General features: G+C 73.2%; 11 protein-coding genes, 2 tRNA genes and 1 pseudogene. 6 read left to right on the forward strand and 8 right to left on the reverse strand.

Annotated features, from left to right (window positions below; translation table 11 throughout):
* Nucleotides 1-5 precede the first annotated feature (5 nt).
* From ACZ4VA_RS32615 to ACZ4VA_RS32630, 4 genes and pseudogenes are all read left to right on the forward strand, one after another.
* Nucleotides 6-647, forward strand: coding sequence for a DNA methylase (locus tag ACZ4VA_RS32615; protein WP_468083689.1), 642 nt, complete (start codon nucleotides 6-8; stop codon nucleotides 645-647).
* A complete protein-coding gene (repSA, locus tag ACZ4VA_RS32620) occupies nucleotides 644-2,038 on the forward strand; it encodes a replication initiator protein RepSA (RefSeq protein ID WP_468083585.1) in 1,395 nt (464 codons plus the stop codon). The genes ACZ4VA_RS32615 and repSA overlap by 4 nt, the downstream gene beginning before the upstream one ends.
* Nucleotides 2,035-2,238 carry a helix-turn-helix domain-containing protein gene (locus ACZ4VA_RS32625; protein WP_070388538.1) on the forward strand — a complete coding sequence of 68 codons (204 nt, stop codon included), beginning with the start codon at nucleotides 2,035-2,037 and terminating at the stop codon, nucleotides 2,236-2,238. Before repSA ends, ACZ4VA_RS32625 begins: the two co-directional genes overlap by 4 nt.
* Nucleotides 2,235-3,445 (forward strand): annotated as a pseudogene (locus tag ACZ4VA_RS32630) (site-specific integrase). Before ACZ4VA_RS32625 ends, ACZ4VA_RS32630 begins: the two are co-directional and overlap by 4 nt.
* A 77-nt stretch (nucleotides 3,446-3,522) precedes the next feature.
* Here the strand turns inward: ACZ4VA_RS32630 and ACZ4VA_RS32635 are convergent.
* Both ACZ4VA_RS32635 and ACZ4VA_RS32640 read right to left on the reverse strand, forming a co-directional pair.
* Nucleotides 3,523-3,595, reverse strand: a tRNA-Arg gene (locus ACZ4VA_RS32635).
* Between the two features lie 229 nt (nucleotides 3,596-3,824).
* Nucleotides 3,825-3,915, reverse strand: a tRNA-Ser gene (locus ACZ4VA_RS32640).
* A 157-nt stretch (nucleotides 3,916-4,072) separates the two neighbouring features.
* On the opposite strand from ACZ4VA_RS32640, the gene ACZ4VA_RS32645 reads away from it, so the two are divergent.
* Together ACZ4VA_RS32645 and ACZ4VA_RS32650 are read left to right on the forward strand one after the other, a co-directional pair.
* Nucleotides 4,073-4,564 (forward strand): SSI family serine proteinase inhibitor, encoded by a 492-nt coding sequence (locus ACZ4VA_RS32645; protein ID WP_468083588.1) that lies wholly within the window; start codon nucleotides 4,073-4,075, stop codon nucleotides 4,562-4,564.
* 245 nt (nucleotides 4,565-4,809) lie between these two features.
* Complete coding sequence (locus tag ACZ4VA_RS32650) at nucleotides 4,810-9,318, forward strand: PAS domain-containing protein (RefSeq protein WP_388904852.1); 4,509 nt, start codon at nucleotides 4,810-4,812, stop codon at nucleotides 9,316-9,318.
* A 110-nt stretch (nucleotides 9,319-9,428) separates the two neighbouring features.
* Here the strand turns inward: ACZ4VA_RS32650 and ACZ4VA_RS32655 are convergent, their stop codons facing one another.
* The 6 genes from ACZ4VA_RS32655 to ACZ4VA_RS32680 all read right to left on the reverse strand — a co-directional run bounded on the left by ACZ4VA_RS32655 (nucleotide 9,429) and on the right by ACZ4VA_RS32680 (nucleotide 16,219).
* Nucleotides 9,429-11,105: a long-chain fatty acid--CoA ligase gene (locus tag ACZ4VA_RS32655; RefSeq protein ID WP_452918911.1), complete on the reverse strand. Its 1,677-nt coding sequence runs from the start codon at nucleotides 11,103-11,105 to the stop codon at nucleotides 9,429-9,431.
* A 251-nt stretch (nucleotides 11,106-11,356) separates the two neighbouring features.
* Nucleotides 11,357-11,911: a SigE family RNA polymerase sigma factor gene (locus ACZ4VA_RS32660; protein ID WP_355779442.1), complete on the reverse strand. Its 555-nt coding sequence runs from the start codon at nucleotides 11,909-11,911 to the stop codon at nucleotides 11,357-11,359.
* 279 nt (nucleotides 11,912-12,190) lie between these two features.
* Nucleotides 12,191-13,420 (reverse strand): DUF1906 domain-containing protein, encoded by a 1,230-nt coding sequence (locus ACZ4VA_RS32665; RefSeq protein ID WP_356163621.1) that lies wholly within the window; start codon nucleotides 13,418-13,420, stop codon nucleotides 12,191-12,193.
* 53 nt (nucleotides 13,421-13,473) lie between these two features.
* Entirely contained in the window at nucleotides 13,474-14,640 is a 1,167-nt protein-coding gene (locus ACZ4VA_RS32670) for a lipid-transfer protein (RefSeq protein ID WP_468083591.1), read from the reverse strand.
* Nucleotides 14,637-15,065 carry a MaoC family dehydratase gene (locus ACZ4VA_RS32675; RefSeq protein ID WP_355779435.1) on the reverse strand — a complete coding sequence of 143 codons (429 nt, stop codon included), beginning with the start codon at nucleotides 15,063-15,065 and terminating at the stop codon, nucleotides 14,637-14,639. The genes ACZ4VA_RS32670 and ACZ4VA_RS32675 overlap by 4 nt, the downstream gene beginning before the upstream one ends.
* A complete protein-coding gene (locus tag ACZ4VA_RS32680; RefSeq protein ID WP_468083593.1) occupies nucleotides 15,062-16,219 on the reverse strand; it encodes an acyl-CoA dehydrogenase family protein in 1,158 nt (385 codons plus the stop codon). Before ACZ4VA_RS32680 ends, ACZ4VA_RS32675 begins: the two co-directional genes overlap by 4 nt.

The following is a 16,219-nucleotide window of genomic DNA, read 5'->3' on the forward strand; positions in this document are numbered from 1 at the left end:
CCGCCATGGGCTACCACCTCGCCGGGTACGCGGTCGACGGCTGCGACATCGCCGACCGACCCCGCTACCCCTTCGCCTACCACCGGGGCGACGCACTCGAATATCTCGCCTGCCTCATCGCCTCGGGCGACATCGAGCGCTATGCCCTCGTGCACGCGTCCCCGCCCTGCCAGGCCGGCTGTGCCCTGACCGTGGGCACCAACCACTCCCAGGGCTGGGGCGGCACCCACGAAGACCTCGTGGCCCCGACCCGCGCACTCCTCGACAAGACCGGCTTGCCCTACGTCATCGAGCAGCCCAACGGCCGCGCGAAGATCCGTAAGGACGTCTCGCTGTGCGGCGTGATGTTCGGGCTCAGAGTCTTCCGACACCGGAACTTCGAACTGGGGAACTGGTCCACGGCCAAACCCGTGCACGTCAAGCACGACGGCTATGTACGCGGGCACCGCCACGGCGTCCGCCGCGACGGGCCGTATGTCGCCGCGTACGGCAAGGGCGGCGGCAAGGCCACCGTGCCCGAGATGCAAGCCGCGATGGGCATCACCTGGACCGACGTCCACGAAGAACTCACCGAAGCCATCCCGCCCGCCTACACGCGCTGGATCGGAACCGCCTTCCTGACCGCCCGCCAGGAGGTGTTGGTGTGACCATCGCCGCCACCCCGGCGGGCCTGGACGCGGCCACCTTCAGCGACGTGCTGAGGGTGGCCGGCTCCGCCGACTTCGAACGCTGGCAAGACCAGATCCGCCGCACCGGCGGCTGCTCCGACCCCATCCGCCTCACCGGCGGAACCAAGACCATCGACCCCACCACCAAGACCGTCCTACACGCTTACACGACCGAGACCGAGCCCGGCGGCACCCTGCGTATCGCGTGCGGCAACCGTCGCGCCTCGCGCTGCCCCTCGTGCGCCTGGACCTACGCCGGCGACACCTACCACCTGATCCGCGCAGGACTCACGGGAGACCCCGACAAGGGCACCCCGCACACCATCCGCGACCACCCGCGCGTGTTCGCCACCCTCACCGCCCCGAGCTTCGGCCCCGTCCACAACCGACCCGACACCCGGCCCTGCCGCTGCGGCACCCGCCACGGTGAGGATGCGCCGGAACTCGGCACCCCGCTCGACCCTGACCGCTACGACTACGCAGGCGCCGTGCTCTGGAACAACCACGCATCCGACCTGTGGCGCTACTTCACGATCTACCTCCGCCGCGAGATCGCAAAGCGCGCTGGCCTCACCCAGAAAGCCGCCCGGGAACAGTCCCGGCTGTCCTTCGGCAAGGTCGCCGAGTACCAAAAGCGCGGCGCCGTGCACTTCCATGCCGTGATCCGATTCGACGGACCCCAGGGACCCGACACCCCGCCCCCGGCCTGGGCAACCCTGGCCCTGCTCTCGGACTCGATCCGCGCTGCTGCTGCCCGCGTCGCGGTCGACGTGCCGCCCGCCGGTGACGAGCCGGCCCGCACCCTGCGCTGGGGCACACAGCTCGACGTCCAGCCCATCGGCGCCTTCGGCCAGGGCGAAGAGATCACCGAACTGGCCGTGGCGTCCTACGTAGCCAAGTACGCGACGAAAGCCGCCGAGACGACCGGCACCGTCGACCGCCGGATCGGCAACAAGGAAGCCCTCGTGCTCCTCGACGTGCCCGAGCATCCCCGCCGGCTCATCGAAGCCTGCCTCGACCTCCACGCCCTCTACCCGGACCGCAAGTTGCGGGAATGGGCCCACATGCTCGGCTTCCGCGGCCACTTCTCCACCAAATCCCGCCGCTACTCCACCACCCTCGGCGCCCTCCGCCAGGCCCGTGCCGACTACCGCGCAGCCCAACAACGCGAAGCCCTCGGCCTGCCCGACCCCGACGAGAAGCCCGAGGCGACCACCCTCGTGCTCGCGCACTGGACCTACGCCGGCCACGGCTACACCCCCGGCGAATCCTGGCTCGCCGCCAACATCCGCCGCGACATCCAGCACAACCGCGAGATCGCCCGCGAGGAACTACCCGCCCTGCTCGACCTGGAAGGAGCTGCTACATGACCACGGCTGTGATCACGCGCAAGTGGTACACCACAGCGGAAGTTGCCGAGATGCTCGACTTCGGCCTGTCCAAGACCAAGATGCTCGTACTGACCGGGGAGATCCGGTCGGTCAAGGTCGGCCGCAACCGGCGCATTCTTCCGGCCTGGGTGGATGAGTACGTGGCGCGTGTCGTCTCGCAGGCTGAGGAGGCGGCGTGAGCGGCAAGCGCGGCAACGGTGAGGGCTCCATCTACCCGTACAAGAACGGGTACGCGGCCTATGTCTGGGTGACCAAGCCGGACGGCAAGAGGGCTCGTAAGTACGCCTACGGCAAGACCCGTGAAGAGGTCCACGAGAAGTGGCTCGCACTCCACGCAGAGGCCAAGCGGGGTCCTGTGGCCACGCGTCACCGGTCGGTTGCCGCGTTCCTCTCGTACTGGCTCGACTCTGTGGTCAAGCCGAACCTGGCTCCTCTGTCGTACGTCTCGTACGAGGGTTCCGTGCGGCTCTACATCGTTCCCCACCTGGGGGCGAAGCGGCTCGACCGGCTGACGGTCCGCGATGTCCGCGAGTGGCTTACCAAGTTGGCAGGCGTCTGCCAGTGCTGTGCTCAGGGGAAGGACTCGAGGCGCGAGCCCTCCCGCCAGAAGTGTTGCGCGGTCGGCGAGTGTTGCGAGGCGTGATCCAGGCCGCTCGGGACGCTTTGCGGGCCGCCCTCACGCACGCGGTCACTGAGGAGGAGATCAGCAAGAACGTGGCCTCTCTGGTGAAGGTGCCCAAGCCACGGCGCCGCCGTATCAAGCCCTGGTCGGTCGCTGAGGCGGGCCAGTTCCTTACTGATGCCGCCGCGCGGGAGGATCACCTCTTCGCAGCCTGGGTCCTGGTCCTCAGCCTCGGTCTGCGTCGCGGTGAGGTCTTGGGCCTGACGTGGAGGTCCGTCGACTTCGAGCGGGGCGAGCTGTACGTGGATCACCAGATCCAGCGCGCCGGGCGGCAGATCCTCCACCGTGAGACCAAGACCGAGGACTCCGACGACTTCCTTCCCTTGCCGGCACTCTGTCTCAAGGCGCTGCGGATGCGGCGTGCTCAGCAGATCGTGGACCGGAAGGCTGCGGGGGAACTCTGGCAGAACAGTCATGATCTGGTCTTCACGACGAAGTACGGCACCCCGATCGAGCCGGGCAACATGACTCGGATGTTCGCCCTGCGGGCTCGTCGCGCCGGCCTGCGAGTGATCCCGCTCAGGAACACTCGGCACACGTGCAGCTCGCTCCTGGTGGCACTGAAGGTGCACCCGAAGGTGGCACAACGCATCCTGCGGCACTCGCAGATCGCCATGACGATGGAGGTCTACGCCGAAGCGAGCGAGGAAGAGGTGCGGGACGCGATCGGCAAGCTGTCGGACGCGATGGGCGGCACCGGTTGACGCGGTTGCTGTACTTCGCTGCTGTACGCCCATGAAACGCAAGAGGCCCCGGATCTCTCCGGGGCCTCTTACCTGTGTGCACTCGGCAGGATTCGAACCTGCAACCTTCTGATCCGTAGTCAGATGCTCTATCCGTTAAGCTACGAGTGCCTGTGTGTTCTGTTGTGGTGCTCTTCCTCCCGGGCTTTTCGGCCCGGTCGGCGTTGCGGGAACAACATTACATGACTGGCGCCGTGAGGCGAAATCCGTTTGTCGCACCCGACCTGACCTGCGGAAATGCCCGGATCGGGGGTGATCCGGGGGCGGAGCCGTAGGACGTCCGGGAGCTCGGGAACGACCGAAGCCCCGGTCGTGACGACCGGGGCTTCGGGATCGAGCGCGGAGGCGGAGGGATTTGAACCCTCGATGGGCTTTAAGGCCCAAACCGCATTAGCAGTGCGGCGCCATAGACCGGACTAGGCGACGCCTCCAGCACAACCACCGCGCGAGCGCGAATGGTGCGTGCAGATGATGACACAGCCGAGCGGGGTGTCACCAATCGCCCCCCACGGTACTAGGCACTCAGGCCGCAGGGCAAAGCCTTGTCGCGCGGCGCAACCACGCGGGCCGTGAGGCGTTAGTCCCGTCATGAGTCCTGTCATGTCCCGGGTCACCCTGCGCCGGCTCGCCCTCGCCGCGGCCGCCTCCGCCGCCGCGCTGTCCGCCGCCCCCGTCGCCGCGCACGCCGCACCCGTACCGCTGTCCGACCCGCTGTCGCTCCCCTTCATGCCGCCGCCCCCGGCCGCGGCGGACCAGGGCGACCACCTCGTCGTCACCGTCGACCACGCGGGCGCCGCCGACGGCAGGTACGAGCTGGACTGCCACCCGGACGGCGGCACCCATCCCGACGTGCGCGGCGCCTGCGAGAAGCTCGAACACGGCACCCGCTGGGGCAAGGACCCCTTCGCCTCCGTCCCGGAGGGCACGCTCTGCACCATGCAGTACGGCGGCCCGGCGACCGCGCACGTCACCGGCACCTGGGCCGGACGCCCCGTCGACGCGAGGTACGACCGGGGGGACGGCTGCCAGATCGGGCGGTGGAACGCGCTCGTACCGCTGCTGCCCGACGTGCGCGGGTAGCAGCGGCCCCGCCCGTCCCCCCGGGGCCCGCTGTCGGCTCCCGGCGGGGGGATGTCCAAGTCATGGCCCGGAGGGGTGAAATGCGCGGTCACAGCTTCTGCGTGTCTTCTGCGTGCGACCTCCCTCTCATCCGGCATCGCGAGCGCAACCTCTGCCCGTAGACTCCCTCGCGTGACACGCTGCGGGACGGTTGGCAAGATGGCCCTCGCGGTCAGCAAGGTGCGGTAACAGGGAGGAAGCGTCTCGTGAGCAGCAGGCCATCCCGAGGCGCTGCTCGCCTCGCAGCCATACTGGACGCGCTCCCCGATGCGTTGGTGCTGGTCAACGCCAACGGGACCGTCGTCAACGCCAACACCATCGCCCTGGAGGCCTTCGAGGCCCCGGGCACGGCTCTGGTGGGCCGGGGGCTCCTCGATCTGCTGCCGCAGTTCGACTCGCGCCTGATCCCGGGCTCCATGCGGCGGCCCGAGTCCATGGACCAGAGCGGGCGCACCAAGCCGACCCGGATGGTCGCGCGGCGGACCGACGGGAGCGAGTTCCCGGTCGAGGTCACCAGTGCGAATCTGGAGAACGGCCAGCAGGCCTACGACGGCTACGGCTACACCGGCGACGAACTGCTCATGCTGGTCGTGCGCGACCTGTCGGGCACCGTCGACACCGAGGCCGAACTCGCGCGTTCGCAACGCCAGACCGAGATGATCCTGCGGGCCGCGTCCGAGGGCGTGGTGGGCACCGACACCGACGGACGGGTCGTCCTCGTCAACCCCGCCGCCGCCCAGATACTCGGCTACCGGGCCAGCGACCTCGGCGGCCAGGACCTGCACGCGCTGATCCTCCACTCGCGCGCCGACGGCGAGCCCTTCCCGTACCCCGAGTCGCCGCTCGCCGACACCCTGCGCTCCGGGCGCAAGCACCGGGTGCGCGGGCAGGTCGTGTGGTCCAAGTCCGGCGCCAAGGTCTCGGTCGACCTCACGACCGCGCCGGTGCGCGACGGGGACCAGCTCGTCGGCGCCGTGATGACGTTCACCGACCGGCGGCCCTACGACGCGCTGGCCGAGGAGAAGGAGGCCGAGGCCGCCCGCCACGGCGAGGAGCTCGAACGGATCACCGGCGAGCACGCCGAGGAGCTGGAGCGGCTGCGCGAGCGGCACACGACCGAGCTCGACGAGCTGCGCGAGCAGCACGCCGAGGACCTCGCCGCCGGCGACGACCGGTACGCGGCGCTCGCCGAGCGCGAGAAGGACCGCTTCGAGGCGCTCGCCGCCCGGCACGAGCAGCTGCTCGCCGTGCTCGGCACCTCGCTGCGCGGGCCGCTCGACCAGCTGCGCGGTGAGCTCTCGAAGCTCGCCGCCGACGACGCCGGGCAGCTGTGGCCCGAGGCCAACCAGGTGCTCCACCACCTCGCGGCGGGCTACTCGCGGATCACCACCCTGGTGGACAGCGTGCTGAGCTACCAGCGGCTGGACGCCGGCGCCGAGGGGATCACCCGGACCAACGTCATGCTCGACGCGGTCGTCGCGGCCGGTGTCGACGGCGCGGTCGAGCTGATCGGCCCCGGCCGGGTGCAGTTCGCCGTGCACGCGCCGCCCATCGAGGCCGAGGTGGACCCCGAGCGGCTCGCCACCGCGCTCGCGCATCTCGTCGCCGACGTGGCGGGAGTCGACGCGACCGGCAACGCGCCGGTGTCGGCGGGCGGTTATCTGGACAACACGGTCGTCGTGGCGGCGGCGCAGCGCGGCGAGGTCGTCCGCATCGAGGTGCGCGGCCCGTACTCCGGGGGAGACCCCGTGCACGAGCCGATCGTCCGGGGCATCGTGCGGGCGCACGGCGGGGTGCTCCAGACGCACGAGGTGCCGGGGATGAGCGGCAGCGCGTACGTCCTCGAAGTGCCGATCGGCGGGGGCGCGGGAGCGGTCGCGGCGGGATCGGTGCCGGGGACCGAGATCGCGCTGCCCGAGCAGGCCGCACAGCAGACACACGAGACACAGCAGACGCAGCAGGCACAGCAGGGGAGCGGACGGCGGAGGGCCCGGCGGTCCTCCGTCGACTCCTTCCTGGACGGCGCGGAGACCGCTCCCGACACGGGGGCGGGCACCGTCTCCGAGCCGGTGGCCCAGGACCCGGGCGCCGCGCAGCCCACCGGTCGGCGCAGGCGCCGCTCGGAAGAGGCCGCGGCACCGGCCGAGGCCGCCGTCCCGGCGCAGGGACCCGAGGACGAGGAAGCGAAGGCCGGGGCGCCCGGCGGCACGGGGCGGCGGCGCGGGCGGCCGAGCCCGGTCGAGGGTGACGCCGGGGGCGTCGCCGAGGGCGCGGTCCTCATGGCAGGCGAGCACTCCGCCGGCCAGGCCGCCGTGGGTACGGGACTCGGCGGCACCGTGCCGCCGCAGGGCGTGCCCGCCCCGTCCGGGCGACGCGCGCGCCGGGACACCGAGCAGCACGCGCTGCCGCCGGCGCTGCCCGCGGCCCAGAGCACGCCCGGGGACGCCGGTGCCGCGTCCGAGGCCCCCGACGCCCAGCCGACCGGTCGCCGCAGGCGTGCCCTGGCCGCGGCGGCGGAGCGTGCCGCGGCGCAGGAGGCGGGCGCCCGCACGGTGTTCGCGCTGCCGCCCGCCGACGCCGACCGCTCACCCGGGGACACGGCGGCCGAGGTCCCTTCCCCGCAGGGCGGCGCCTACGAGCCCGGTACTCCCGCAGTTCCCGGCGTCCTGGCGGACGAGAACCGTCACGACGTGATGGCGCACGACCCGGCCGACGACCACACCCCGCCGCAGCCGCATCCGGCGACCGCCCCGACTGGACGCCGACGCGCCCGGCGTGCCCCGGCGGAGGCGCCGGCCCCGGCCGCGCAGGGCGTCCCGGCCCAGGGCGTGCCCGCGCAGATCCCCGGGCAGGGCGTGCCGGCGGAGGGCCGGACCGCCACGCCGGGCGTACCGGCGCAGGCGGTGCCCGCGCAGGCCGTGCCCGGTCCCGTACCGGCTGCGGGTGTGCCGGAGCAGTCGGTCGCCGGGCCCGTTCCCGCGCGCCAGGGCACCGGACCGGCACCCGCCGGACGCCGGGCCCTCGGTCCGGTCGCGGCCGGCCAGTCGGTTCCCGAGCAGGGCGTCGCCGGACCGGGCGCGGTGGGTCCCGGGCAGCCGGTACCGGCGCAGGGCGTGCCCGGCGCGGCCGTGCCCGGACAGCCCGTCCCGCCGTACGGCGGCCCCGCACCGACGCCTCCCGGTCAGCCGGTCCCCGACCGGACCGCTCCGGCGGCCGGTGCCACGCCCGCCCCCGGCGTCGCGGCCCAGGCCGTGCCCGGTGCGGCGCAGAACGCTCCGGGCCCGTCCTCCGGGTCGCCCGTCGCTCCGCAGGCGTGGTCCGAGGGAGTGGACCCGGACGCCGGAGGCGGCGCTCCGCCGGCCTGGCCGGGCGGTACGGCGGCCGCCGGCGTGCCCGCGCAGGGCGCCGTACCCGAGCCGCCCCGGCCGTGGCCCGCGTCCGACGACACGTCCGGCGCCGGTCACCCCGTGCCCGCGGACGCCCAGGCACCGGCGTCACCGACACCCGCCTCGGGCACTCCGCTGCCGCCCGAGCGTCCCGTCGGACCCCGGGCCGCCCAGCCGCTGCCCGCCGAGGCCGCGGCGCCGGTCGACCCGAACTCGACGCAGGGGCGCGCCTTCAGCGTGCGGACGCTCGGGCAGGGCGTGCCGTTCAGCCGCCAGGCCGCACCGGCCCAGCCGGTCCCCCAGCAGCTCCCGGCGCAGCCCGGGTCGCAGACGCCCACGCCTCCCCCGCACCAGACCAACGGTTCGGGACGTCGCCGCAAGCTCGGCACGCGTCCCGAGCCCGCCGTGGAGCGCCCGGAGACCGGGGCCCGTCCGCACCCGCACACCGGCCAGTCCCGTCCCGCCGGAGGCACCGAGGGAGCCGGCCGCTCGTACGCCATAGGAGCCCCGGACCGGGACGCCGACGAGGGGCCCGAGCCGCTCGACGGGCCCGGTGGCGCCGTCGAGGTGGCCGACCAGCCGCAGCCTCGGCCCATGGACGACGAGCTGCCCCCGGAGCCGCTGGACAACCCTCGGCGGCTGCTCGTGTGGCCGGCGCCCGACGTGACGACCCAGCAAGCGCTCAGCGACCGCGGCTACCGTCCCGTCATCGTGCACTCGCGCGAGGAGGTCGACGCGCAGATCGCCGCCTTCCCGGCCGCGCTGTTCGTGGACCCGCTCACCGGTCCGATCACCCGCACCGCGCTCCAGTCGCTGCGTCAGGCGGCCGTCGCCGCCGAGGTGCCCGTCCTGGTGACGGCGGGACTCGGGCAGGCGACGCGCGAGGCTGCGTACGGAGCCGACCCGGCCGTCCTGCTGAAGGCGCTCGCCCCACGCGACTCGGAGCAGCACCCGCCGCGTGTGCTGCTCATCGAGGAGCACGGGGAGATCGCGCTGGCGCTCACCGCGACGCTGGAGCGGCGCGGGATGCAGGTCGCGCGGGCCGCGTCCGACGAGGACGCGGTGACGCTGGCGGCGCAGATGCGGCCGAACCTCGTGGTGATGGACCTGATGCAGGTACGGCGCCGGCGGGCCGGAATCGTGGACTGGCTGCGGGCGAACGGGCAGTTGAACCGCACGCCGCTCGTCGTCTACACCGCGGCCGTCGACCAGACCGAGCTTCCGCGGCTGGCCGCGGGGGAGACGGTGCTGTTCCTCGCCGAGCGGTCGACCAGCGCCGAGGTGCAGGACCGGATCGTGGACCTGCTGGCCCGCATCGGCACGAACTGAGCACCGGGACACACGGGTTGGGGCGCTGTTTCACGTGAAACAGCGCCCCGGTCCCGCAGGTCCCGCCCGATGTCGTCGTGCCGGCCGGCGGAGAAGGTCCGCCGTGACCGTCAGAGCTGTGTGACGTCCAGGTCTCCCGCCGCGTACTTCCTGCGGAGGACCTTCTTGTCGAACTTGCCGACGCTCGTCTTCGGCACCGCCTCGATGATCGTCCAGCGCTCCGGGAGCTGCCACTTCGCGATCTTGCCCTCGTCGGCGAGGAACGCCCGCAGGGTGGAGAAGTCGGCGGTGGATCCCTCCTTCAGCACGACCGTGGCGAGCGGGCGTTCGCCCCACTTCTCGTCCGGCACGGCGACCACGGCGGCCTCGGCGACGTCGGGGTGGGACATGAGGGCGTTCTCCAGGTCGACCGAGGAGATCCACTCGCCGCCCGACTTGATGACGTCCTTGGCCCGGTCGGTGAGGGTCAGGAAGCCGTCGGAGCTGATCGTGCCGACGTCACCGGTCTTGAGCCAGCCGTCCTCGCTGAACTTGTCGGCGGGGCGCAGCACCTCGGCGCCCTGTCCGCCGTAGTACGCGCCCGCGATCCACGGCCCGCGCACCTCCAGTTCGCCCGCGGACTCGCCGTCCCAGGGGAGCCGTTCGCCGCCGGGGCCGGTGAGGCGTGCCTCGACGCCGGCCGGGAAGCGCCCCTGGGTCAGGCGGTAGGCGAACTCCTCGTCCGTGCCGACGACATGGGCCGGCGGACGCGCCACCGTGCCCAGCGGGGAGGTCTCCGTCATGCCCCAGGCGTGGCAGACCCGCATGCCCAGCTCGTCGAAGGCCTCCATGAGCGAGGGCGGACAGGCCGATCCGCCGATGGTGACCTGCGTCAGGGAGCTGACGTCCCGCGGCTTGGCGTGCAGTTCGGCGAGCAGCCCCTGCCAGATGGTGGGGACGGCCGCGGCGTGCGTCGGTCGCTCGCTCTCGATCATCTCGGCGAGCGGGGCCGGCTGGAGGAAGCGGTCCGGCATCAGCATGTTGACGCCGGTCATGAACGTGGCGTGCGGCAGGCCCCAGGCGTTGACGTGGAACTGCGGGACCACGACGAGGGAGGTGTCCTCGTCGGTGAGACCCATCGACTGGGCCATGCAGACCTGCATGGAGTGCAGGTAGATCGACCGGTGCGAGTAGACGACGCCCTTGGGGTCGCCGGTGGTCCCGGAGGTGTAGCACATGGCGGCGGCCGTGCGCTCGTCCAGCTCGGGCCAGTCGTAGTCGGTCGGCTTGCCCTCGAGCAGCTCCTCGTACTCGTGCACCTGCGCGCTCGTGCCCGAGAGCAGGGAGCGGTCGCCGGGGCCGGAGACCACGATGTGCTCGACCGTCGGCAGCTGGGGGAGGAGCGGCGCGAGGAGCGGGAGCAGCGAGCCGTTGGCGATGATCACGCGGTCGGCGGCGTGGTTGACGATGAAGACCAGCTGCTCCGCGGGCAGGCGGAGGTTCAGCGTGTGCAGCACCGCGCCCATGGACGGGATCGCGAAGTACGCCTCGACGTGCTCGGCGTTGTTCCACATCAGCGTCGCCACGCGGTCGTCGCCCGTGATGCCGAGGTCCTCGCGGAGCGCGTGCGCGAGCTGCGCCGTCCGGTCGCCGATCTCGGCGTAGGAGCGGCGCTGCGGTGCGCCCTCACCGGTCCAGGTGGTCACCTGCGACGTCCCGTGGACGCGTGCCCCGTGGGTCACGATCCTCGAAATCAGCAGCGGTACGTCCTGCATCGTGCTCAGCACGGCGTCCTCCCGGGGCGACATTGCCTGCGCGGTAGTCATAAGGGTTGCGCTGATTCTGCGCACATACCGCGCGGTATGTCACTAGTTCCGGGTGATCGATCAGGCGGCGTCTCCCACGAATGCCGTGGCTGCCGCGCCGGTGAGGTGCCCGGGGCGGTGCGCCGGCCGCTCCCCGGGGTGCTCGAACGGGCGGGCGGACGGCACCGGGTGCGTACCGCGGGGCCCGTGCCGACGCCTCCTGGGACAGGAGGGGGACGTGGGACCGGCGGCCCTCAGCGCACGGGGCTCAGCTCGGGGTCCTCGCGCAGTTTGCCCAGGGCGCGCGACACGGCCGACTTGACCGTGCCGACGGAGACGCCGAGCACCTCCGCCGTCTGCGCCTCGCTCAGGTCCTCGTAGTACCGCAGGACGACCATCGCCCGCTGCCGGGCCGGCAGTTTCGTGATAGCCCGCCACATCGCGTCGTGGAGCGCCTGCTGCTCGGCCGGGTCGGCGGCGGGCAGGCCCTCCGGCTCCGGCAGCTCGTCGCACGCGAACTCGTCCACCTTGCGCTTGCGCCACTGCGACGTCCGCGTGTTCAGCAGCGCCCGCCGCACGTAACCGTCCAGCGCCCGGTGGTCCTCGATCCGCTCCCAGGCCACGTACGTCTTGGCCAGCGCGGTCTGCAGCAGGTCCTCGGCGTCGCACGGGTTCGCGGTGAGCGACCGGGCGGTGCGCAGCAGCACCGGCTGACGGGCCTTCACGTACGACGAGAACGACGGGTACGGAAGGGTCTGCCTCGCTGACGTGACGGCGTTCGAAGCGCTGGTGCAGACGGGTGTGGTCATGGCTCCACGCTAGGAGCGGCCCCCGTTCCGCGGATCGGCCGCAGGTCCCGAAGGCATGTCCGCCTCAGGTTGTAGGAGGGGGGCGGGCCCCACCTCCTGAAGGTGGACGAGCGGGGCCCGCCCCCTCAGGGTCCGTCCCTGAGGTGCCCGACGCGGGGGTACCGCGACCGGCCCGCACGGACCCGTCCCGCGCGCGCATCCCGGGCGCACGGGCGCTCGCCCGGGGCGGGCGGTACCCGGCGCCCCTCCCGGCCTGCGAGCCCGCCGGGTTCCTCCCCGTCAGCCGACGCGGGCGACCGGCGCGTCCATGGCGTTCCGGTCGATGAGGACGGTGCGGCCCCCGTGCCGTTCCCTCACGTTGCCCGCGTACTGGTGGATCCGCCCCTTCGGCCAGGCGCCCCGGGCCAGCACCGGCTCCTTGGCCAGCTGCGGCTTCACCCGCCAGCGCGCGAACCAGATCACCGACGGCAGGTCCTTCACCCCGGCCCGCCGAGCGGTCTCCATGTGCTTCACGCCCGTGGACGCGCTGCTGTAGAAGCCGGGCAGATAACCCCGGGCGCGCACCTCGCGGTTGAAACCTCGGACGAACTTCAGCGTCGAGGCGGCGCACTTCTTGTCATGGTGGTTGTACGCCTCCACGTCCAGGTAGAGCGGGCTGCCCTGCTGGATCCCGATCGCCTTCGCCCGGCGCACCGCGTCGGCGGCCTCGGTCTTCCCGCGCTGCCAGGGGTGGCGCCCGACGGTCACGTTCCGCTTGGAGCTGCCGGTCACGCAGTTGGACTGCGACCCCACGTACAGCGGGAGGACCTTCCAGCCCTGCTTCTTCACCGTCTTCATCCAGCCGTGCGTCAGCAGCGGCTGGTGGGGGCAGGCCCGGCCGCGGCCGCCGAAGTAGACGCCCACCGCGCGGTAGCGGGAGGCCAGCCAGCGGCGCATCGTGTCCGCCGACTGCGTGTGGCAGGTGTCGAAGGCCCAGCCCTTGAACCGGGGGGCCGCGCTCGGCCGCCGCCGCTGCTCCGGTTCGCGCCGCTGCTCCTCCCGCTCCCGCCGGGGCCGCGTCTCCTGTCCCGGCTCCCGCACGGGGTCCGGGTCCGGATCGGCCGCCTCCCAGTCCTCCCGGTCTTCCCCGTCCTCCCTGTCCTCCCTGTCCTCCCACGACCCCTGGTCCTCCCAGGCGTCCTGGTCCTCCACGTCGCCCGGGGCCTCGTCCCGCCGCTCACCGGGCTCGACCGGCTCGACGTCCGGGTCGGCCTCGAAGGCGGCGGCCGCCGCGTCGGCCGCGTCCTGCGGACCGAGCTCGCCGGCCGGCTCCGGGTGGACGCCGTCCGGTCCCGCTTCCAGGGCGGAGAGCCCGGGACCGTGGCCGACCGGTTCCGGACCGGGGCCCGCCGGTTGCGCGCCGGACGCCGGGGCTCCCGCCAGCAGGAGCAGCGTCAGGCTCAGGACGACGGCGACCCGGGGGCCGCGCTGGTGGACGCTGTGACTCCGATGACGTCTGTGACGATACATACGATGAGTGAACAGACCGACCCGTGTCCGCAGGCGTCAGCCACACGCCTCGTTCATCCGTCCGACCCCAGAATCAACCCCGATGTGGGGACCCCCGCGCCCGCCGTGACGAGGACGCGGGCGGCGCCGGGCACCTGGTTCACCGCCGTGCCCCGCACCTGGCGTACCGCCTCCGCCAGTCCGTTCATGCCGTGGAGGTACGCCTCACCGAGCTGACCGCCGTGCGTGTTCAGCGGCAGCCGCTCCTCCGCCACGAAATCAGCCGCCTCGCCCCGCCCGCAGAACCCGAACTCCTCCAGCTGCATCAGCACGAACGGCGTGAAGTGGTCGTAGAGGATGCCGACGTCGATGTCCGCCGGGGCCAGCCCCGACGTCCGCCACAGCCGGCGCGCCACCACTCCCGTCTCCGGAAGCCCCGTCAGGTCGTCCCGGTAGAAGCTGGTCATCTGCTCCTGCGCCCGCCCCGCGCCCTGGGCCGCCGCCGTGATCACCGCCGGGGGACGCCGCAGATCGCGGGCCCGCTCCACGGACGTCACGACCAGCGCCTGGCCGCCGTCCGTCTCCTGGCAGCAGTCGAGCAGCCGCAGCGGCTCCACGATCCAGCGGGAGGCGGCGTGTTCGGCGAGGGTGATGGGCCGGCCGTGAAAGTACGCCGCCGGGTTGGTGGCCGCGTACCGCCGGCCGAGCACCGCCACCCGGCCGAACGCCTCCGGGGAGAGCCCGTAGGCGTGCAGGTACCGCCGGGCCGCCATCGCCACCCAGGACGCGGGCGTCAGCAGTCCGAACGGCAGCGACCAGCCGAGGGCCGCGCCCTCCGCCGAGGGCTCGCGGTGCCGCACCCCCGAGCCGAACCGCCGCCCCGACCGCTCGTTGAAGGCCCGGTAGCAGACGACGACCTCGGCGGCCCCGGACGCCACCGCGAGCGCGGCCTGCTGGACGGTCGCGCAGGCCGCGCCGCCCCCGTAGTGGACGCGGGAGAAGAAGGACAGCTCCCCCATCCCGGCCGCCTGGGCGACGGTGATCTCCGGGCTGGTGTCCATGGTGAAGGTGACCAGGCCGTCCACGTCCGCCGGTGTCAGCCCCGCGTCGTCCAGCGCGGCCCGCACGGCCTCCACCGCCAGCCGCAGCTCGCTGCGCCCCGAGTCCTTCGAGAACTCGGTGGCTCCGATCCCGACGACGGCCGCACTGCCGCCGAGGCCGTCCCGCGTCCGTACGCTCACGGCGCACCGCCCGCCGTCCGGCCGGCGCCCGGCGCGGGAGCCGGGCTCGCGACGCTCACCTTCACCGTGCCGGTCACGTGCCGTCCGGCGCCGTTCGAGCCGACGACGGCCACCGTGGCCGTGTCGCCGTCCACATGCTCGACCGTGCCCGTCAACACCATGGTGTCTCCCGGGTGGTTGGGGGCGCCGAGGCGGATGGCCACCTCGCGCAGCACGGCGCCCGGACCGAAGTGGTCGGTGACGTACCTGCCGACCAGCCCGTTGGTGGTCAGGATGTTCATGAAGATGTCCGGCGAGCCCTTGGCCCGGGCCAGTTCGGGGTCGTGGTGCACGTCCTGGTAGTCGCGCGATGCGATGGCCCCGGCGACGATCAGGGTGCGGGTGACCGGGATCTCCAGCGGCGGCAACCGCTCGCCTGCCTTCACGACCGCTCCTCCCCGTACGTGATCGACTCCCCCAGCTCCTGAAGGACTTCGCCGCCGCAGCCCAGGTGGGCCTCCAGCTGGCGCCCCCACAGGAAGTGCCGGTGCACCGGGTGGCCGAGGTCCGCGCCCGCCCCGCCGTGCAGGTGCTGACCGGTGTGCACCACCCGGTGACCCGCCTCCGCCGCCCACCAGGCGGCGGTCAGCGCGTGCGTGAGGTACGGCAGGCCCGCGTCACGGCGCCAGGCGGCCTCGTACGCCGTCACCCGGATCGCCTCCGTGTCCAGGTGGGCGTCGGCGGCGCGGTGCTGGACGGCCTGCCGGACGGCGAGCGGACGGCCGAACTGCTCCCGGGTGCGGGTGTGCGCCACCGCCCGCGCCAGCGAACCGGCGCACACCCCCGCCTGGAGCCCAGCGAAGGCGGTGCGCGCGGTGGCCAGCACGTCGGCGTACACGTCGTCCGCGTCGCGGGCGGGGTCCCCACCCGGCGACCGGCCGCGCCGGCTCCCCTCGGCCGGCGACGCGTCGGCTGCCCCACCGCCCAGTCGCTCGGCGGGGGGACCGTCGGCGGCACTCCCGCCCAGTCGTTGGGCCGGCGTGCCCTCCAGGGTCAGGCGGCCCGCGGCCCAGGGCGCCGTCAGTTCCACCGGCTCGCACCCGGCGTCGGCGGTCCGCGCCAGCCACAGCCGGCGCCGGTCGTCCGCGACCAGGGCGTGGGTGGCGTCCCGCAGCCACGGCACCGCGGGAACGACACCGCTCAGCGCGCCCCCGCCCGCCTCCCGCACCTCGGCCCGTACCGCCCCCGTCTCCCGCAGCGCCCCGGCCACCACCACCGAACCGTCCCCGATACCGGGCAGCAGCCGCTCCCGCTTCTCGGCCGAGCCGTGCGCCCGCACGGCCAGCAGCCCGTACACGCAGCTCGCCGCGAACGGCACCTGCGCGGTCGTGCGCCCCTGTTCCTCCAGGAGCAGCACCAGCCCGAGCAAGCCGGTGTCCGCCACGGCGCTCACGAGTCCGGCTGCGCACAGGGCCTTCCACAGGCCGGGGTCGCTGCCGGTCCCCGCCGCGGACAGCCGCTCGTGCGTGGCGAGGTCGCCGAAGATCCGCGCGGCCAGGTCACGGGCCGCCTCCTGTCCCGGCGTGGGCGTGAAGTCCAT

The sequence above is a fragment of the Streptomyces sp. NPDC028308 genome, assembly GCF_055565855.1.